Here is a 19,946-nt window from a genome sequence, read left to right on the forward strand (position 1 = left end):
GACGCCCCCTACTGATCATCGTCATGGTAGGCCGTTACCCCACCATCTAACTAATCAGACGCATGCCCATCTATCACCAATAAATCTTTAACTATTAAATAATGCTATCCAATAGTATCATGCGGTATTAATCCCTGTTTCCAAAGGCTATCCCCCTGTGATAGGTAGGTTGCATACGCGTTACGCACCCGTGCGACGGTGACATTGCTGCCCCCTAGTCTTGCATGTATTAGGCCTGCCGCTAGCGTTCATCCTGAGCCAGGATCAAACTCTCCATCGTAAATATTATAAAAATTCAATTTGACTGAATCTGTAAAGACTCACTATTAACCTTAACTTACTCATTATTTCAAAGAACCAGACCCAAATTTTCGGGCTTAACTTTTTAAGCTTTGTTCGATTTGGGATTGCAAAGGTCTGACTTTTAAATCTTATTTCCAAATATTTTTTCAACCTTTTTTATTCGCTGAAATTTTTACTTGAAATTTCCTTGCTTTTACCCTCTCTCGTTGTTTGGGGTTGCAAAGGTCTGACTTTTAAATCTTATTTCCAAATATTTTTTCAACTTTTTTTATTCGCTGAAATTTTTACTTGAAATCTTTTTGCTTTTCCTTTCTCTCGTTGTTTGGGGTTGCAAAGGTCTGACTTTTAAATCTTATTTCCAAATATTTTTTCAACTTTTTTTATTCGCTGAAATTTTTACTTGAAATCTTTTTGCTTTTCCTTCCCTCTCTCGTTGTTTGGGGTTGCAAAAGTACTAGGAGTAGGATGACTATCCAAGCTTTTTCTAAAAAAAAAGAGCTCTTTTCTAAAAGTTCTTTAAATCGTAAAATACTACCCTGTTCATAATCCTATTTAAGACGATTAACTTAGGATAAAGTCCACAAATCTTTTATTCCAAGAAACCGTTGAGAAGTGAAACCTTCACCATATTTCACTCCAATTGCATGTCCATACTCCTTGGCACGGGCTTCTATAAACTCTAAAAACTCTGGTGAAGAGATATAACTATTGGGTTCTGGACTGGTTGGATCATAGAATTGACTTCTAAAAGCACGAATGGCTTCTTCCTTTTTAGGCCAATGAGGAGTTATATCAACCACAAAGTCTGGTTTAATGTACCTATCCTGTATAAAGTGATATATATATTTAGGACGCCAAGCCAACTGGGGCTGCCCATTTTCATCAAACGTAGCGATTTGACGTAAGCCTGCTAAGAAACAAGCATCATAAATAAGCTTTGCCCCGCGCCCATGGTCTGGGTGGCGATCATCAATCGCATTAGCCAATACTATCTCTGGTTGGTATTTCCTTATAAAAGGAACAATCGCCATTTGATGCTCCCGCGTGTTTTGAAAAAAACCGTCAGGTATTCCTACATTGTCCCGAACACTCACTCCTAATATAGCAGCGGCCGCATCTGCTTCTTGTTTTCTTATCTCAGGTGTACCACGGGTTCCTAACTCCCCTTTCGTAAGATCTAAAATACCGACCGTTTTGCCACTTTGTAAAGTAGCTAATATAGTACCAGCGCACCCTAATTCGACGTCGTCGGGGTGCGCTGAGATTGCCAATAAGTCTAATTTCATCCTTAATATATTATTTTACTCGAAGTCGTTGGCCTATTTTTAAGCGTGCTGTCAACCGAAGATGATTCTTTTGGGCTAACTCTGAAGTGGACATTCCATATTTGCTTGCAATTGTATCTAATGTTTCTCCACGGCGAACCCTGTGAAGGACCGTACGTTTTACTTTTGCTTTGCTAATATCAAACTCGCTATCTATTGAGCGCCCCCCTCGGAGGTGATCCCATACCTTTGAGGTAAGCACAAAACGTTCGTTACGAATCGTCTGTCCTGGAAAATCCCAAATCCATGCTGGGCTAAAGGGGTTTCCTTCGTATCGGTTTTCGTAGTGGAGGTGGTCCCCAAAACTTCTTCCCGTATTTCCACCTAGACCTAACATATCTCCTGCCTTGATTAGTTGGCCTACCTCTACCGTAATTTTAGACAAGTGGCCATACAAGGTTTCAAGTCCATTATAATGCCTTACTAAAACAAATCGACCGTATCCGTTTCCATCATAAGCAGTCACTCGGACAATGCCATCGTAAGTACTGTAAACGGGGTCTCCCGTATTTAAGTCTAGATCCATTCCTTCGTGCCAACGTCCCCAGCGTGGGCCAAACTGAGATGTCACCTTTACTTCACTCGTGGGCAAGTTCCAAAAACGACCTTTGCCTGGATCAAACAAACGGAGTGAAATGTTTTCTTCAAACTCTAAAGGGTTAAGATTGTAAGGATCGATGGTACGTGAATCCCAAATAGCGAAGTAGTCGGCGACCTGCACCCAATCGTCTCCTACTTGTACCGAATCAATAATTTCGGCCACGGAGGTTTCTCCCTCATCAATTGTCCCCGTTGTGTCATCTGCTACCGTTGGGTTTACTTGTTTGACAGGCTCAAACGTGTTTGAAAAACGCATTTGGGGCTTTTCTACCTCAAATTCTTCAAACTCGTCTTTCTGAGGCTTGATAACAGGCGTACTTGGCGCTTCTGTTTTGTTGGGTTTAATCTTTGGGTTTTTTTTGAACAACCCTCGTTCTTGGGCTTGAAGATTTACTCCTAAACAAAGAGCAAACATTAGTACTAAAAGTAATTGGGCTTTCATCCGTCGTTGGTTTAGCCATTCTTTGAGAGGGGGGAACATATCCATGCCCACTCAAGGAATGGGAGTAAAACTTATAATTAAATTCGGTGAGCCATTAAAAAAAAGTAACAGTAAGCCCCATTTGCCTACTGTTACCAATTCAAAATTAATGTATGCCTTTTTCAGTTAAATAACGCTCTGCATCCAATGCTGCCATACAGCCTGAACCTGCTGCGGTGATTGCTTGGCGATAAATATTGTCTTGGGCATCACCACAAGCAAACACGCCTTCTACATTGGTTTTGGCACTTCCTTTTATTGTTTGGATGTACCCAGCATTATCCATATCTATATACTCTTTGAAAATTTCGGTGTTTGGTTGATGCCCAATGGCCACAAAAAAACCTGTTACATCAATCGTATATGATTCTTCTGTTTGGATGTTCTTTAGTCTAACTCCCGTTACGCCTTGGTCGCCGAGGACTTCTTCGGTTTCGGAGTTCCAAAGAATCTCAATGTTCGGCGTTGACTTGACGCGGTTCTGCATTACTTGAGACGCCCGAAGTTCGTCGCGGCGTACAATCATATATACCTTCTTACATAATTTGGCTAAATAACTTGCTTCTTCGCAAGCCGTGTCGCCTCCACCTACGATGGCTACTTCTTGGTTACGGAAGAAAAAACCATCACAAACGGCACAAGCAGATACTCCATAACCATTGAGACGCTGTTCTGATTCTAGCCCCAACCACTTGGCAGAAGCTCCTGTTGCGATAATAACCGCTGGGCTTTCGATAAGCGTTGTATCATCAATCCAAACTTTGTGCAGGGTTGGATCAGAAAAATCAACTTTTGTAGCCAATCCATAGCGAATATCAGCCCCAAAGCGGCGTGCTTGGTTTTCAAAATCAATCATCATTTGAGGGCCTTGTACTCCCTCTGGGTAACCTGGGTAGTTTTCAACCTCAGTCGTAATGGTAAGCTGACCTCCTGGCTGACCTCCTGTATATAAAACAGGTGAAAGGCCCGCACGAGAAGCATAAATGGCCGCAGTATAACCCGCTGGGCCCGAACCTATGATTAAACAAGATACTTTTTCAGAAGACATTAGTAAAAGCGTTTGATAAAATTGACGATGGTAGATTGGTCTTTAAGAACGACGAATCTATTCATTAAATTTACAATCTAACTTCCAAAATCGTTCATCGTCTTTTTGCAAGTTTTTGCAAGGCGGTTGCAAAATTAAGCAAAAAAGGCTGAGAAGACAAAGTAGCCTTAGTTACTCTGATATATTTTAATGCCGCACGGTTTACCATATTCTCCACTCTATACGGCGGTTAAGCTGTCGGTTTTCGTCTGAGATATTCGGAACGATAGGTTTTGCTTCGCCCATCCCAACGGCTTTTATTCTTTCTTTGGCCACGCCTGATTCAACCAGATAGTCCACCACGCTTTGTGCCCTTTTTTGGGAAAGAAGCTGATTTTGCTTTGCATCACCCACATCATCGGTATGGCCCGTAATCTCAATCCGAAGTGTTGACTGTGAACGAAGCTGCTCAATCAATTTGTTTAGTTCTGTTCGGGATTTTTCTTGCAACTCGGCTTTACCTGTTTCAAAATAAATATTACTCAACACGCCATAAGCTTCTCGCTGAAGTGGCTCCAAAGCGATGTCCAATTGATACCCTTCCGCATTGTTCTTTTGGCTATAATCGAACGACAAACTTTTGTAAAAATATCCTTTGGCACTTACGTACAAGCCCCACTCACTGCCATTGGGCAAGGTAGTGAGGTAATTACCAGTAGTGGCATCAGACGACAGCAGTTGTACACGTTTGCCCGTAGTCAAATTCATCAGTTCGATGTTGGCTTGAATTGGTTTTTTGGTACGAACGTCGGTGACAACTCCTCGCAAGTAATTGGCCGTATTAAACCGTTTGGTCAATTCATCGGGCAAACGAAAACGGTAAAGTCTCGATACCCGCTGATTTCCGACTCGCTTTGCATCCAATGAATAGTAACCATACTTACCATCGGCGGTAATGACAAGCGCCACTTGGTTGTCGGAGGTATTGATAGGATAGCCAATATTTTGGGGATTTTGCCAACCAGTAGCTGTACTATCCGCAAAAAACAGGTCATACCCGCCCAATCCTTCGTGGCCTTCCGATGCAAAAAATAACGTCCGCCCATTGGCATACAAAAAAGGAGAGGCTTCGTCAAATGGTGTATTGATGGTTTTGTCCAAATTTTTCGCTTTTTCCCATTCTCCATTTGATTGCAAGGTAGTGTACCAAATATCTCGCCCGCCTACACCTCCTGGGCGGTCAGAAATAAAGTAAAGTAGCTGTCCGTCGGGGGACAGTGCTGGTTGCGACTCCCAATAGGGAGAGTTAACAACTATCCCCAAGTTTTTTGGTTTTTCCCATTCATCCCCTACTTTATGGCTAATGTATAGGTCGCAACTCCCATAGCCTTCTCGGCGATTGCAGGCAGTAAAAACAAGCGTTCTTCCATCGGCCGACAGCGTTCCTGTGCCTTCGTTATCAGCCGTATTAATTTTATCCGATACTGACACGGGCGAACTCCAACGCCCATTTTTGTAGGTACAGGTAAATAAATCCTCGTCGTTTTCGGGCTTTAGCCCCGTAAAAAGCAAGGTTTCTCCATCTCCTGTCAGCGCAGGAAAATATTGCAGAATAAATTGATTGACCGTGTCAGAAAGCTCTTCGGGATGAATCACGAGGGGATTGAGAATAGCCTTTGCTCCGTAAATACAAGTTTGAAGCTGCCGTTGCGCTCTTTTTTGCGCCATGCTATTGGGTTTAAGAAACGTGATGTAGTGTTCTAAATCGTTTTTCGCTTGCGCATAGTCACCTTCACGCAACTGGTGCTCAATGAGGCGTTGATACGCCAGGGCAAATTGAGGCGCATCGGGCTTTAGTCCTACTGTTTTACGGTATGATTGTAAGGCCAAGTCAGGTTGGGTAAAAACTTCATACAATTGCCCCTTACGAAAATAGGCTTCTGCCAAGGTAGAATCATGGCGGAGCGCTTCATCAGCAAACTGCGACGCTTTTTCAAAGTTTTTTTCATTGTAAAACTTTGTACTTCTCTCCAAAGCCTCCGCTGCTTTTTTGTTGGTCGTCGGCAGATAAGAAGCTGGTGCTTGCGCAAAAAGAGTACACGAAAATAATGTACCCAATACCCAACAGACTGCCACTCTAGTAAACAGCCCATTAAACTTCCAAAAACAAATCGTTTCCCTCATCTTTAATAAAACCACAATAACCCTCCTCTCTTGCTAACTATTCTACGATTTTACACTCAACTCTACGGTTTTGCTGCCTTGCTTGCTCAGAACCATGCTGTACCAATGGCCTGCTTTTTCCGTAGCCCTTAACGCGTAGCCGTTGTTCTTCAATTCCTTTTTCAAGTAAGTACCTTTTGACCGCTTCTGCCCTTTGTAACGACAATGTATAATTTGCCTCCGCTGTTCCAACATCATCCGTGTGCCCTTCGATTATAAGTTGAGTTGCGAGATTTTGTTTTAGATACTCCGCTAAATGTTCTAGTGCCGAATATGGTGCAACGAGCAACGCCGAGCTATTCTTTGTAAATAATGTGTGCTGCAAAACAAGAGTTGAATCCACCTTAATCGGCGTCAATAGAATTTCCCAAGTTCCGTTTTGAAAAGACGAATCGGCGGCTAACCTAAGGTTGAAATGTTGAGAAAGGTAGTTTTTACGTTTCACCTCCACTTGAGTTTTTGCCTGTGGGGATACCACAAATAGAAATACTCCCGTCGAATCATCTGAATAAAAAGTTGCGATTTGCTCCGCTTTTTCTGACAGCCCTATCATGGCTTTTAAGGGTCGTTTTGTTTCTGAATCTACCACCCTACCTTTTACAAAGGTCATAGCAGGGCAAAGTTGCTTGAGCGAATCGGGTAAAGAATAATGACACAAACTACTGACAACTGCCCCATTTTCACTAGGTACACTTCTGTCATGATACGAATAAAACGCCTCTTGGCAATCGGGAGTAATATAAAACCCCATTTGGTCAGCAAAATCATTTAATGGGAAACCCAAATTTTGAGTGGTAGTCCATCCTGCATATTCTTTTTTTGAAATAAAAATATCAAATCCTCCCACGCTCGGCCAGCCATCGGAAGCGAAAAACAACGTCTGGTTATTGGAATGTATGAATGGAGAAATTTCATCAAATTCAGTATTTATTTGAGCTCCCAAATTAATAGGCACACGCCACTCGCCAAATGTATTGAGTGATGTACACCAGATATCTTTTCCACCTAATCCACCTTGGCGGTCTGACGAAAAATACAAAACTGTACCATCTGCCGAAAGAGCAGGTTGAGACTGCCAACCCTGCGAATTGACCGTTGGTCCCAAATTAATTGGTTCGCTCCAAGCGTTGCCCGTTTTATGAGATATATATAAATCACACTTTCCAATGTTTGTTTTTCGATGGCAAGCCGTAAAAACTAGTACATTACCATCTGATGAGATAGAACAAGTCCCTTCATTGGTCGCTTTATTAATTTGTCCCGATACACTTTTGGGTTCTGTCCAGCCTTGAAGCGTTCGTTTACTGACGAATATATCCTCATCACCATTATTGTGCGTATAAATCAGCGTCTGCAAATCGGCTGATAGGACAGGATAAGACTGTGCTAAGGCTTTATTAATAGGAAAAGAAAGACGTTGGTGTTTGCCCTGTTTTGTGCTAGGAGGTAGGTGGTATTGGGCGTATTCGCACTGCTTTAAATAACGTAAAACGCTTCGATGAGCGCTCGATTTGGGCTGAGGGCTGAGTCTTACATATCCTTTAAAATACGCCTCGGCTTTGGAATAATCTCCTTTTTGAAGGTACTGCTTTCCTAAAATTTCATAAATTCTAAGAAATGCTCTTTCGTTTGAATCGTTTTTTATCGCTTTTTCAAAATACAGATACGCCTCTTCTTTGGTCTCTTTTGAGTCAAAGAGTAGTTGCCCTATCCGCATGTAAGGAGCCGCAAAAGAGCTATCAGTTTCAATCGTTTTTTTGTAGAGTTTCAAGGCTTGCTCTCTGTCAAAAGGGAGCAGCCTCTCTGCCGAATCGTACAGTTTTCGGGTGCTGGCGCTTATACGCCCGTTTTGAGCTAAAACACTTGGCGATAATAATAAAGAATAGAAGAAGAAATAAAAAGTACTAACCTTTACCCCCACGACCGACAAGTCGCCACCAATTCCTACGGTATATCCATGTATTTGTGCGTTTGCAAGGAGACGCGCCATTGGGGATGCTGTTTTACATACTCAACGATTAAAGGCGTCATTTCTTGCATTCGGCTCCACTCGGGTTGGAGCAGAAGCACACAGTCCTTGTTGACACGCGCTGCGTGGTATTCGGCAAACTCAAAATCTGATTTGTGGTAAATAACGACTTTCAGTTCGTCGGCTTGCGCATAAATGCTCTCGTGCGGCGTTTTGAATTTTTTGGGAGAAAAGCAAACCCAATCCCACGTGCCCGAAAATGGGTGTGCTCCCGAAGTTTCGATATTGGTCTCAAACCCAGCATTGTGAAGTTCCGTGGTCAATGCCCCCAAATCATACATCAACGGCTCACCTCCCGTTACGACAGCCATGCGTGCAGGATACTGCAATGCTTCGTTTACTATTTGTGTTAGCGTATGCTTGGGGTGAATATCGGCATCCCACGACTCTTTCACGTCGCACCATACGCACCCTACATCGCAGCCACCCAAGCGAATAAAATAGGCCGCTTTTCCACTATGATACCCTTCGCCTTGTAGCGTATAAAAAGCTTCCATTACGGGTAGTTGGAGTGATTGCGAATCCATATTTTTCTGGGTTTTCTGTGAATGGTAAACGGTTCGCCAAATTGACGAACCGTTTCATAAAATCGTAAATTAGTGGACAAAAACTGTCCGCATGATTATTTCAAATCTTGAATATCAAGCATTCCTACAGGCTTGCCACCTTCGGTTACTAAAATGGTATCTACGCTTGTTTTCTTGAAAAGTGCAGCGGCAGCATCCAACAGCGCCGTTGCTTCGATAGAAACAGGCATTTTGTATTCAAACTCACCGATGGTTTTGTTCAATACATCACGTCCTTCGCTCGACAATTTACGACGCAAATCGCCGTCCGTAAATACGCCTTTCACGCTTCCGTCGGCATTTGTTACCGTTACAGAGCCAAAACCGAATTCAGTCATTTTTACAATCGCATCGGCCAAGGTAGTATCTGCTGACACCAATGGATTTACGCCATTGATTGCTTCTCCTACTGTCACTGTGATTAGGCGCGTATGTTCCACAAACTGCTGCGTACCAATGGCCGTAAAGCTATTTTCAGTCAACACTTTCATGATTTTCCAAGGCACCGTGATGGTGTGGCAGCCTAAGTCAAGTGCATTGCGAACGTGCTCGGCATTACGTACCGACGAGAACATTACTTTTGACGAAGAGCCATAAAAGTTAACCATTTCTACGCACTCTCCAATCAATTTGATGGCGTCATAGCCTTGATCTTGCATACGGCCTGCCAACACACAAATGTAGCTTGCTCCCGCGGTCATGGCCATGTAGGCTTGCTGAATTGTGTAAACCAAGTGAACATTTACCATCATGCCACGGTCACGGAGCATTTTACAAGCACGAACTCCTTCAAGAGAAACAGGCACTTTAAACACGGTTTTGGCTGGGTCAAGGCCCAATTCCAATTGCCGTTCGGCGTCTTTTACAATGTCTTCGGCGGTATCACCCAACGCCTCAATCTGAAGAACAGGTACAATTTTCGACAATTTAACAATCATGCCATCGAGGTCAGTAACCCCCTCGCGGTGCATAAACGTTGGTGTCGTAGTAAGACCTGCTAAAAACCCAAGTTGGAAGGCGGTTTCTATTTCTTTAAAATCGGCAGAATCAAGATATAATTCCATTTTTGGTCGGTTTGTCCGTTGTTTAGTTATCCGTTTTCGGAACAAAATTTCGGCAAAGGTCGCAAAAAAAATGGAGGCTACCGATAGTTCAACATCTTTTTGTACAAATGGGCAATGGATTGCGGATTTCTTCCCATTTTAAACTGAAGGACGGCGACTAAGTTTGCCAACTGTACGCTCAACCAGCTATTTGTTTCGTATTTCCGTGCCGATACCACCACCTCTTTCGGAATTAGTTTAAACAAATTGCGCTGCGATTTCCACATTCTACGCAAAAAATCATACTCTTCCATGATTACATATCGCTCATCGAAACCTCCCAAACTTCTAAACAAAGCGCGTGTCACAAATAGGGTTTGGTCTCCACCTCTCACAAATAAAGTATCAAACCTTGTAAAATAGCTATTGATTTTGAGCACCCATCGGTCTGAATCAAAGCGAAAACGATACCCTCCTGCTTGGTAATCTTCTTGAATCGCTTCAAAAATATCTTCCGCAAAACTCTCAACCACATGCGTATCGGCATGAACAAAATAGAGCACCTCCCCCGCCGCTCGCGCTGCTCCTGCGTTCATTTGTAGCGCTCTTCCCTTCGGTGATGTAACCACCACAGCGCCTGCCGCTTCGGCCACTTGCACGGTATTATCGGTACTTCCGCCATCGACGACAATAACGTCTAACACATAGCGCCAACCATATCTATAAAGGAATTTCACCAAACGACCGACGTTGATTTCCTCGTTTAGCGTGGGGATAATGACTGAAATAAACTTAGTATTTATCCTCTCCATAGAAGTAATAGTTGCCATTTTGAGGGTACAATTGGAACGGTAAGTGGTAGAGCGATTGTTTGTCATGGGGAAACACAATTCCAAGGCTTAGTTGAGACTGGAAAATTGTTCTTACCATAGGCGTTTAATAAAATATGATAAATACCCTTTCTACGCTTGAGGCCATCGAAAAAATGAATCAGTTAGGACGTGAGCGAACGCCCTTTTTGTTCATCATTGATTTTTTAGCCAAAAGCCCCGTAGTCATACCATTATCTCAAGTTGACCCAGCGATCATTTTATTTGATTTCAATGGGTTCAACAATTGTACTGAAAAACCTCCGCATTCTCCCAAATCATTTGTATTTTCTAAATCGCCACTTTCATTAGAAGAATATCTTCCCAAGTTTGAATTGGTTACCAATCACCTCAAGCGCGGCGATTCTTTTTTAACAAATTTATCCATTCCCACCCCAATAAATACGAATCTCTCACTAAAAACGATTTTTTTACAAAGCAATGCTAAATATCGTTTGTGGTGGAAAGACCATTTTGTTTGTTTTTCGCCCGAAATTTTTGTGCAAGTCAAAAACAACCGCATTGCTTCGTTCCCGATGAAAGGGACGATCGACGCCAATTTGCCAGACGCCGCTCAAAACATTTTGAACGATAAAAAAGAGGCTGCCGAACACGCTACCATTGTTGATTTGATTCGCAATGACCTCAGTATGATTGCCGATAAAGTATGGGTCGAACGCTATCGTTATTTGGACAAACTTGAAACCAACCAAAAAGCACTGCTACAAGTAAGTTCTGAGATTGCGGGTCTTATGCCATCTAATTGGCGCGATTTTATCGGTAACTGGCTTTTTCGACTTTTACCAGCAGGTTCAATTAGTGGCGCTCCCAAGCCAAGTACCCTCGATATTATCCGACGTGCTGAAGGCTATGAACGCGGGTATTACACAGGAATTACGGGAATATTTGATGGGGAAAATTTTGACAGCGGCGTTCTGATTCGGTACATTGAACAAACCGAAAAACAGCTTATTTTTAAGAGTGGCGGAGGAATTACCGCACGCAGTCAAGCGCAGGCTGAATACCAAGAAATGATTGACAAAATCTATTTACCTATTTCTAATGCCACTATTCATCGAAACCCTTCGGCTTTTCAACGGGCAGTTGTCTAACATTCGCTTTCACAATGAGCGCATGTACCGCACCCAACTTCATCATTTTGAAGGCGTTCAGGTCAAAGAGTTGGCCCAAGAGATTAGTATTCCACAAAATCTTCAGTTGGGTTTGTTTAAGTGCCGTGTTACGTATGAGTTTTCGATTGAGAAAATTGAATTTGAACCTTACCACCCTCGTACTATCCAATCGCTTCGACTTGTGGAGGCAAACGACATTTTGTACTCTTTTAAGTACCAAGACCGAAGCAGTTTGAATGCACTTGCTGCTCAAAAAGGCACGGCCGACGATGTGCTGATTGTCAAAAACGGCCACCTTACCGATACGTCGTACGCCAATATCGTTTTTTGGGATGAACGACAGTGGGTTACTCCTACAACTTTTTTACTCGCTGGTACGCAACGTGCGTTTCTGTTAGAGCAGGGAAAAATTGCAGAAAAAAAAATTCGGACAGAAGACCTACCCAAGTACGTTTCTGCCCGAATCATCAACTCGATGTTAGATTTTGAAACTACTCCCCACATCCCGCTGAGGAGTATTTTCTAGTTGTTCATTATTTGGGCGGTACTAGCGCCTTATTTTTAGCTTTCGTCTTCTTAATAATCACAGGGATGCAAATATCTTCTGGGCAAATACACTCTGCTTCCACAATCGCAGGGCAGCAGTTTTTGGTTGGACATTGCCCGTCGGATACCTCAACGGTGTAAGAGCCTACGTCGCCCACTTCTAAGGTCTGCGAAGTAGCACCGTCAATTTTTGTACCATTTTTAAACCATTGGTATGTCTGATAACCCGCTGGGGCAGAGATGATCACCGTATCACGTCTTTCAGGACATATTTTCAGTGGCACACTTACACAAGCAATGTCATAATCATCTTCCGTAATGACCTTGTTTCCTGGCTGAGAGTCGCTGTCCAAACCTACCATTGATACAATTTCGGCTTCGTTACAAATCGACCCACCAATAAAGCCTCCCGCATTGTTGATTTTGACAGAAACGGTCAGGGTATCCGTTTGGCCTGGATTGAGCTTCAACGGCCCCCACTTCAAAGTTTGCTGATTGAATACTCCGCTTGTTGACGTTGCGCTGACAAACGTGAAATTGGCTGGTAAATAGTCTTGTACGTAAACACTGTCGGCGGCAGGAGTTCCATTGACACTTTTGTTGGTTACAGCTATCTTAAATTCTACTGTATTACCCACTTCTCGTCGGCAGTCACCCACCAGTTTTTTGGTGAGTTCGAGGTCTTTGAAAGGAGTACAAGTGCCACTATTGCTTATACTGATATTGAGAATCATAGATTTTTGACACGCTCCTTTCTGATTGACAATGCCATTTGGTTCCCACTTTACGTACAAACTAATGGTCGAATTAGGTCTATACAATTTAGGATCAAGTTCTGTAATTGCTCCTCTAGCTACGGCTGCCTCAATTAGCGTAAACTCATTAAATCCATCTCTAAATACAAAGGCAGAGTCTGCAATGAAGTAATAAGTTGCCTTGCCATTCGCAAAGTTTCGTTGCAACTGAATTTTGTCTCCATTGGCACAGAGTGTATCCAGTCGCGTATCATATTGTTCTTTGACTTCGTAGCAAATCGCCCCTATACTCAGTGTATCCACCCCATCTGTAGCGACTAACGCATATCCATCCTGCGACTTATGCGCAAACTTAAATTCATATAAACCTAGCGAATCTGGTACTTCGGTAAAGAAATACTGCTTTTTACTCAAATCAATGGAGTCAATGTAACCCTCCCCGTCGTCTTCGTAGAGTCCGTAGGTATATACATTTTTCTTGGCATCAAACGGAATAATCGCCCATTTCCCTCCTGGTGTTGCCTTAATCGTTACTTTTTCTCGGTAAACATACCTACTAAATTGATCATCCCCTGGCAAATACAAAATTGTCGAGTCACAAGCACACGGATCTGAAATCTCAGGCGATGAAGTTCTAAAGAATCCAATATCCCAACGTGGATCATGCTGATTAGGCGCTAAAGTGAATGTAGAAGATTTGTACACTGCTCGTTCGATGTCATTATCCAAAGAATCGTTGGTGCCTTTGTTCAAATCAGTCACGACAAAATCCGTTGCTGGATACGACACTGGATTAAACTTCACATAGTATTGTCCTGCTTCAACATCACCGATGCGGTACTTCCCATCGACACCCGTAGTATCTGATTTGACAAACGTATCGTTGGCATCATACAATTCCATAATTACTCCTTTTGCAGGAAGCTCTGGCCCTAATATATTTCCAAAAGGATCTTTTCTAAGGTCTTGAATCCCGTTGCGGTTCAAATCATACCAAGCATGATCTCCCATCGAAGCAGGCGGTAAGTTGAGCATCCAACCAATGTCGAAGGTATAGTTATTCTCGCTGTTGTTGCCTGTTCTAAACGCAACTATCGCCCCCGAAGAATCAGCATTATAATTTGCATCAGAATTTCGTATATAACTTGTTGAGGTTAGGCTATCAATAGGCACAAGTTGCATCAAATTAGCTACTGTGTTTTCGTCAGCATTTGCCGTGGCGATGTTTGCCGCAGCAGGCACATTACCATTTGCTGGTAGGTTAGAGATTTTTATACCAGCAGCTTCGGCAGCTTGCAGTACGTTAGCAGCAGCTGTTCCTAATATTTGTTGGGTACTTTGGCGTATTTCATACGGATGGTTTCTCTTCAATCCTGCCGTCACATTAAAATCAGAGAAATAAAATTGACCGCCATTAGCCGTCGTATCTCGCCCTACTTCGGTGCCATTATTTCCCATATCGTGGAGTGTCACCACTAATCCATCAATCCCCGTTTCATTCGGATCTTGGATACCATCGCGATCGGCATCAAACCAAATACGGTTACCGATGGCAAGCGGCGAAGGTTCACACGCAGCGGTTAAGTCACCTACACCTCCTGATTTCCCAAGCGATCCTGCACGAATAGAATAGACAGCATATCCTCTTTTTCGTTTTCCAGTTTTTGTATCAAATACCAAAAAACCTGTTGCCAAATAGATTTGATGAAGTGGGTCAAAAGCTGAACTAAATATCTCATCTTCACCAGGTATTTTAAAAATACCCCCGTTGTTAAGTTCGGCGTGGCCAATTTCCCCTTGCCCGTTGATCCAGTAATCTTCAAAGAAAAACTCACCACCGCCAGGGCCAGCGTCCTTATCATGGGCACTTGGAACTCCCGGGCCACTTGGGCCGTCGGCTACGTATGCACCAGAAACTCCATTGCTTTCCATGCTGTATGTTCCATCAGGGTTGCGCTGTGCACGAAGCAAATCGCCGCTCATAAAACCATAGTAGTTGAGTGTGTCATCGGCTGCAATCCCTGGTTGATTTTGTCCTGTTTGTAAGCCCCCTCGGTCCAACATTCCAATAAACATCGACCCATCGTCATCAAATTCAATATCCGAAATAATAGGTTGTGGATTTACCAAGAATGCACTTACTGGATCGGGAGCGCCAAGTGGGTAGTTACATTGCTTTGGAAAAACCCCCGACCATGGTTTCCAAGTATTAATGGTATCACATCCTTGCGTAGCATCTAGTGGGTCGCGTTTATAGCCCAATGGAAACTCAAAAATATTCTTAAACTGAGAGGTTTTAGGGTCGAACTCGTAAATAGATCCTTTTAAATCTGATTTTTTCTGAGAAGTTTCTGCCGTACATACTACACCTATGTACATTTTGTTACGATAATATTTTAATGCCCACGGTGCAAAATCTCCATTTGCACAATTGGGGTTAGGGATAGTATAGCTTTTTATATTGGCAGTAGCTGCCGACTGAGGGGCAGCAAGGGGCTTTCCTACATTAAAGCTATACAGTTTTTTATCATACAAATTGATTAAGTAAAGTGTATCCTGATAGCGTGATAGCTGCACACCTCCCATCCCTACTTTTCCCGCCATGTGAAAGGCGAGCGAATCTCGGCTTCGGGCGGTTTTGGAGGCAGGTAAGATGTTTAATCCTGTAATGGGGTCAATGTGCGGATCGGGTCCCGTATCAATTCCAATCGTTTTTACATCCAAAAACTCATGTACCTGATTTCCGTTGGCTAAATCTACGTAATAAAACCCACCTGTCCCCAAAGGTCCCATACCTACGTGACGTCTCACAATAGCCCCTACCAACATTCGGCGCGAATCACGCTGAAAGGATGCAATCCAGGTAGGGCCAATTTGTGCCGCAGTAGCTAATTTCACCATTGAGAAATCATCAACTCCCGCCAAACCGCTCGCTTTATGGTCAAATAAAATCAGCGCAGGATCATCTGCTGCCGAGCCTCCCGCCAGTGGATCGCCCATCACATAACAAGCAGTAGTGACCCGTAGCTCTTTTGCTACAGGACAAAACTCATCATCGTTGGCAATTCCGAGGTTTGTTTGCAATGATGGAGCCCTTACAAACTGGACATCTGTCGCATTTTGTAGCCCTATCATGCTTGGCGAAAACGTCTCAGGGAAATCGCTAAATTCGACCCGTGCCATGCTATCAATGGGTACTTGGCTTTGGGTAAAGGCGTACTCTCCCAAAGCATTGGTAGTCGTAACAAAAGGTGTGGGGTTCTTACCTACAAATAATTGCACCTTAACACCCGCGACGCCAGGTTCCGTAGGACTAGCGGCAGTTCGTTTTCCATTTAGGTCATAGTCGAAATACACTACCCCTCTCACCTGCGAATGAGCGAGATTGGCTACCATTACCATCAATAGTGTGCTCACTAAAAAGTAAGAAAAGTGGTTTGCCTTCGTAATAAGGTGTAAAATCCTTTTCATTTTTTGTAAAAATTTGGGGTAATCAAAGCACTTTAATCAAGTACCTCGAACGGTTTTGGTCTAATTTGTTCATCTGGCTGGGTTAGGAACTCACTTTTGAGATGCCCGAAAAAAACCTTCGGCGAATTATATCCCATTTACATACTCTTCTACTTTATCTATTTTGTATATAAAGAAATTAGAAAATCTGTTTATGTTTTTTAACATCTCTATTCGACATAATGATATTTCAATTACCTTGCCACTCTCTGGCCTGTCAATAAAAAAATATCCATAAAAATTCCCCAGCTCTCCCACACAAGCTAATGCTTTTATTTATAGACACTTATGATCATTTAATTAAAATCAGTTATCTGTTATTTAGGAAAAATGCACCCTACAAATAAGCCAAATTCAGAAATCAACCTCGCTGCAAAAACAATGCCAATCAATTAGTTAGCTCAAAGAAAACAACAACGACCCTTCGCATTTTTTCGCTTATAGGTACACTTTTTCGTACAGGGTATATTAATTCTCTTTAGGTGAGCATATCCAAAAGTTTATCTAGTTTTCTTTTGGGTACGGCACGGGGCGTGGCCTCAATCACTTGAAGTAAAATCCGCTGAATAAGGCTCAAGTATTTACTAGCTTTGGGTTGGTCAATTCCAAAGAAAGTCGCCAGTTGGTCTTGTCTCAAATTTCCGTTTAGATAAATAAGGCCAAAAAGAAGCGCGTCATGGGTGTCTCCAAAAATGCTATTTTTCCGCACCGACGCCTGCCTAAGTCTCGCCACACCGTCGAGGGTGTACTCCGCAAAATAGGCGTTCCAAGCAGCTCGAAAATACCCGTGAAGAAGCTCAAATTCTGAGCGTTTAAGCCCTGTAAGCCGCCTCAGTTTGAGGTCGTCGGCCTCCAGCTCATGGTACCGTTGAATCATTTCCAAGTTCATAATTTTCATAGAGGGGTAAAAGTGATATTAGGCATAACTCATTATGTCAAATATCTTGCCAGCTTGAAGTTTTTGCGGGGAAAGCGTTATCTTGCATCGTACATTCGGTTGAAAACAACGTGCAGATTGCAGAAAATGACGATTTTGGCTCAGAAGAAATAACTCTGTTTGCCGACCTAATTTTGCCCGTACCTGTAGCCCAGTTATTCACCTATCGGGTTCCAAGGGTGATAAATCCATATATCAAAAATGGTGCCAGAGTAGTAGTACCTTTTGGCAAAAATAGAGTAGTGACGGGCGTTGTGGCAAAAATCCACCAGACTCCTCCTACTAAATACCAAGCAAGGTACATCGCCGAACTCCTTGACGATGAGCCATTAGTAACACCTTATCAAATCGAACTTTTTCATTGGATTGCCGACTACTACTTGTGTACGGTGGGTGAAGTACTAAACGTAGCCCTGCCCTCGGGTTTGAAAATTACCAGCCAATCCAAAATTCAGTATAACCCTGACTTTGAGTACTACGATTTATTGACAGAAGAAGAAGCCAATCTTTTGGAGGAAATCAAAAAGTACCAATCGCTTACCTACGAAGAGGTCGAGAAGCGTGTAGGTGCGACAAACATCAACCACATCATTAAGTCGCTTATTGGCAAGCGGGCCATTATTCTTTTTGAAGAAGTTAAAGAAAAATACAAGCCCAAAGTGCTCAAAAAAGTCAAGCTAAATGGGCGTTTTGAGACGCGCGAAAACTTGATGGAGCTCATTGCCCAGCTCGATAAGTTTCCCAAACAACAGGAAATTATCATGAGCTATGTCAGCCAAGTTCCGATTCAAAATGTGCCTTATTCTAATCGCGCGGGGCTTGAAAAAAGTTTTTTCACCCAAAACGATGCATTCTCCGATTCGGCATTAAGTACGCTGATCAAAAAAGGAACCCTCGAAGAATTTGAGATTACGGTTTCTCGCTTTGCTGATGTGGCTCCTGATTTCTCGGAAGGCACCAACATCCACCTCACTACCGCTCAACAGCGCGCTTTTGACGAAATCATTACCCAATTCCAATCCAAAGACACTGTTTTGTTGCATGGTGTTACAGGAAGCGGAAAAACGGAAGTATATATTAATTTAGCCCAACAAGTACTCGCAAGCGGCTCGCAAGTCTTGTTTCTATTGCCCGAAATTGCCCTCACAACCCAAATTGTGGTTCGCCTCAAAAAAGTCTTTGGGGATAAACTCGGCATTTACCATTCCAAATTCTCCGACAACGAGCGCGTGGAAGTTTGGAAAGGCGTGGTATCGGGACAATTTCAGCTGGTCGTTGGCGTTCGTTCGGCTATTTTCTTGCCCTTCGATAGCCTTGGGCTTATTATTGTTGATGAAGAACACGAAAGTTCTTACAAACAATACGACCCAGCCCCGCGCTACCACGCGCGTGACGTTGCCATTGTAGCCGCTCAACGCCAGCAAGCCAAGGTGCTGCTCGGTTCGGCCACACCAGCGCTCGAATCCTATTATCAAGCCCTCAATGGACGCTATGGTTTTGTACAATTGCTCGAACGTTATGGTAAGGCCAACTTACCCGAGTTTGTGCTCATTGACACCAAAAAGGAGCGAAAGAGCAAAAAAATGAAGTTTGAGTTTTCTTCGGTATTACTCAACGAACTTCAAGAAGCGCTCAATCGTAACGAACAGAGTATTATTTTCCAAAACCGACGTGGTTATTCTTCCTATTTACAATGTGAAGAATGTGGGTGGATTGGCGAATGTGAAAACTGCGCGGTCAGCCTTACGTATCACCAAAAAGACGCCGAGCTGCGTTGCCATTATTGTGGTCACAAAGAGAAAGTACCGAAGCTGTGTCCAGGTTGCAGTTCTACCAAAGTAAGAACGGTAGGCTTTGGCACTGAAAAGTTGGAAGACCAGCTCAAGATTTTCTTTCCAACGGCCCGCATTGCCCGCATGGATTTGGACACTACCCGCGCCAAAAATGCGTACAAAGAAATGATTGAAGACATCGAACAGGGTAACGTGGATATTTTGGTGGGCACCCAAATGATTAGCAAAGGGCTTGACTTTGAAAATGTCAGTACAGTAGGCGTATTTGATGCCGACCGAATGATTCATTTTCCTGACCTCCGCTCGGCCGAACGCGCCTTCCAATTGATCACGCAGGTAAGTGGGCGTGCTGGACGCCGCGCCGACCGAAAAGGGCGGGTTTTGATTCAAACAGGGAACCCTTCACAAAAGATTTTACAAAAAATTATTACGAACGATTATATCGGGATGTACGAGGAGGAAATCAAGGAAAGAGAAAACTTTAAGTACCCACCCTTCACTCGACTTATCAAACTGACAGTCAAGCACTTTGACCAAACAACCGCCTTACAATCAGCGCAAAAATTGACCCAACTTTTACTCGAAAAAATGGGTGAAGATAGGGTTTTAGGCCCCCAACCACCACTGGTCGAACGCATACGAAATAGGTTTTTGTTTGACATTCTTATAAAACTCGAACGCGAAAAAGTTAATTTTAGGGCCGCAAAGGCTTTTATACTCGAAAAAGTTACGGATATTCTGACGGACAAGACCTTAAAAGGTACCGACGTGACTATAGATGTAGATTGCCTGTGATTGTACCCATC

13 protein-coding genes and 1 rRNA gene are annotated in these 19,946 nt (G+C 43.1%); 3 read left to right on the forward strand and 11 right to left on the reverse strand.

The window, feature by feature from the left end:
* From K339_RS0101665 to K339_RS0101705, 9 genes are all read right to left on the reverse strand, one after another.
* A 16S ribosomal RNA gene (locus K339_RS0101665) occupies positions 1 to 280 on the reverse strand; the annotation flags it as partial.
* Between the two features lie 589 nt (positions 281 to 869).
* Entirely contained in the window at positions 870 to 1,589 is a 720-nt protein-coding gene (gene bshB1, locus K339_RS0101670) for a bacillithiol biosynthesis deacetylase BshB1 (RefSeq protein ID WP_028522048.1), read from the reverse strand.
* Between the two features lie 10 nt (positions 1,590 to 1,599).
* The gene (locus K339_RS0101675; protein ID WP_037299016.1) at positions 1,600 to 2,670 is read right to left on the reverse strand and encodes a M23 family metallopeptidase; all 1,071 of its coding nucleotides are present in this window, start codon (positions 2,668 to 2,670) and stop codon (positions 1,600 to 1,602) included.
* Between the two features lie 145 nt (positions 2,671 to 2,815).
* On the reverse strand, positions 2,816 to 3,757 hold the full coding sequence (trxB, locus tag K339_RS0101680) for a thioredoxin-disulfide reductase (RefSeq protein ID WP_028522050.1): 942 nt from the start codon (positions 3,755 to 3,757) through the stop codon (positions 2,816 to 2,818).
* Positions 3,758 to 3,958: 201 nt separating this feature from the next.
* On the reverse strand, positions 3,959 to 5,920 hold the full coding sequence (locus tag K339_RS0101685; protein ID WP_064750939.1) for an OmpA family protein: 1,962 nt from the start codon (positions 5,918 to 5,920) through the stop codon (positions 3,959 to 3,961).
* Positions 5,921 to 5,957: 37 nt separating this feature from the next.
* Complete coding sequence (locus tag K339_RS0101690; RefSeq protein WP_028522052.1) at positions 5,958 to 7,949, reverse strand: OmpA family protein; 1,992 nt, start codon at positions 7,947 to 7,949, stop codon at positions 5,958 to 5,960.
* Complete coding sequence (locus K339_RS0101695) at positions 7,904 to 8,515, reverse strand: 7-carboxy-7-deazaguanine synthase QueE (protein ID WP_028522053.1); 612 nt, start codon at positions 8,513 to 8,515, stop codon at positions 7,904 to 7,906. The genes K339_RS0101690 and K339_RS0101695 overlap by 46 nt, the downstream gene beginning before the upstream one ends.
* 95 nt (positions 8,516 to 8,610) lie before the next feature.
* A complete protein-coding gene (locus tag K339_RS0101700) occupies positions 8,611 to 9,618 on the reverse strand; it encodes a transaldolase family protein (RefSeq protein WP_028522054.1) in 1,008 nt (335 codons plus the stop codon).
* A gap of 77 nt (positions 9,619 to 9,695) precedes the next feature.
* The gene (locus K339_RS0101705) at positions 9,696 to 10,475 is read right to left on the reverse strand and encodes a TIGR04283 family arsenosugar biosynthesis glycosyltransferase (protein ID WP_229598677.1); all 780 of its coding nucleotides are present in this window, start codon (positions 10,473 to 10,475) and stop codon (positions 9,696 to 9,698) included.
* A gap of 68 nt (positions 10,476 to 10,543) precedes the next feature.
* Here K339_RS0101705 and K339_RS32325 point away from each other — a divergent pair, with 68 nt between their 5' ends.
* Together K339_RS32325 and K339_RS32330 are read left to right on the forward strand one after the other, a co-directional pair.
* Positions 10,544 to 11,578 carry an aminodeoxychorismate synthase component I gene (locus tag K339_RS32325; protein WP_037298966.1) on the forward strand — a complete coding sequence of 345 codons (1,035 nt, stop codon included), beginning with the start codon at positions 10,544 to 10,546 and terminating at the stop codon, positions 11,576 to 11,578.
* Positions 11,529 to 12,125, forward strand: coding sequence for an aminotransferase class IV (locus tag K339_RS32330; protein WP_037298968.1), 597 nt, complete (start codon positions 11,529 to 11,531; stop codon positions 12,123 to 12,125). Before K339_RS32325 ends, K339_RS32330 begins: the two co-directional genes overlap by 50 nt.
* Before the next feature lie 7 nt (positions 12,126 to 12,132).
* On the opposite strand, the gene K339_RS35675 is transcribed toward K339_RS32330, so the two are convergent.
* Together K339_RS35675 and K339_RS0101725 are read right to left on the reverse strand one after the other, a co-directional pair.
* A complete protein-coding gene (locus K339_RS35675; RefSeq protein WP_084332079.1) occupies positions 12,133 to 16,371 on the reverse strand; it encodes an SdrD B-like domain-containing protein in 4,239 nt (1,412 codons plus the stop codon).
* Positions 16,372 to 16,888: 517 nt separating this feature from the next.
* On the reverse strand, positions 16,889 to 17,308 hold the full coding sequence (locus tag K339_RS0101725; RefSeq protein ID WP_028522056.1) for a helix-turn-helix domain-containing protein: 420 nt from the start codon (positions 17,306 to 17,308) through the stop codon (positions 16,889 to 16,891).
* Between the two features lie 110 nt (positions 17,309 to 17,418).
* Here K339_RS0101725 and priA point away from each other — a divergent pair, with 110 nt between their 5' ends.
* Positions 17,419 to 19,935: a replication restart helicase PriA gene (gene priA, locus K339_RS0101730; RefSeq protein ID WP_028522057.1), complete on the forward strand. Its 2,517-nt coding sequence runs from the start codon at positions 17,419 to 17,421 to the stop codon at positions 19,933 to 19,935.
* The last annotated feature ends 11 nt before the right edge of the window (positions 19,936 to 19,946 follow it).

The organism is Runella limosa DSM 17973 (assembly GCF_000482465.1).
GTDB classification, from domain to species: domain Bacteria; phylum Bacteroidota; class Bacteroidia; order Cytophagales; family Spirosomataceae; genus Runella; species Runella limosa.

Bases quoted from the DNA above. Each gene is read 5' to 3' on its own strand.
- bshB1 (WP_028522048.1), bottom strand. From the start codon at position 1,589: ATGAAATTAGACTTATTGGCAATCTCAGCGCACCCCGACGACGTCGAA.
- K339_RS0101675 (WP_037299016.1), bottom strand. From the start codon at position 2,670: ATGAAAGCCCAATTACTTTTAGTACTAATGTTTGCTCTTTGTTTAGGA.
- trxB (WP_028522050.1), bottom strand. From the start codon at position 3,757: ATGTCTTCTGAAAAAGTATCTTGTTTAATCATAGGTTCGGGCCCAGCG.
- K339_RS0101685 (WP_064750939.1), bottom strand. From the start codon at position 5,920: ATGAGGGAAACGATTTGTTTTTGGAAGTTTAATGGGCTGTTTACTAGA.
- K339_RS0101690 (WP_028522052.1), bottom strand. From the start codon at position 7,949: ATGGCGCGTCTCCTTGCAAACGCACAAATACATGGATATACCGTAGGA.
- K339_RS0101695 (WP_028522053.1), bottom strand. From the start codon at position 8,515: ATGGATTCGCAATCACTCCAACTACCCGTAATGGAAGCTTTTTATACG.
- K339_RS0101700 (WP_028522054.1), bottom strand. From the start codon at position 9,618: ATGGAATTATATCTTGATTCTGCCGATTTTAAAGAAATAGAAACCGCC.
- K339_RS0101705 (WP_229598677.1), bottom strand. From the start codon at position 10,475: ATGACAAACAATCGCTCTACCACTTACCGTTCCAATTGTACCCTCAAA.
- K339_RS32325 (WP_037298966.1), top strand. From the start codon at position 10,544: ATGATAAATACCCTTTCTACGCTTGAGGCCATCGAAAAAATGAATCAG.
- K339_RS32330 (WP_037298968.1), top strand. From the start codon at position 11,529: ATGCCACTATTCATCGAAACCCTTCGGCTTTTCAACGGGCAGTTGTCT.
- K339_RS35675 (WP_084332079.1), bottom strand. From the start codon at position 16,371: ATGAAAAGGATTTTACACCTTATTACGAAGGCAAACCACTTTTCTTAC.
- K339_RS0101725 (WP_028522056.1), bottom strand. From the start codon at position 17,308: ATGAAAATTATGAACTTGGAAATGATTCAACGGTACCATGAGCTGGAG.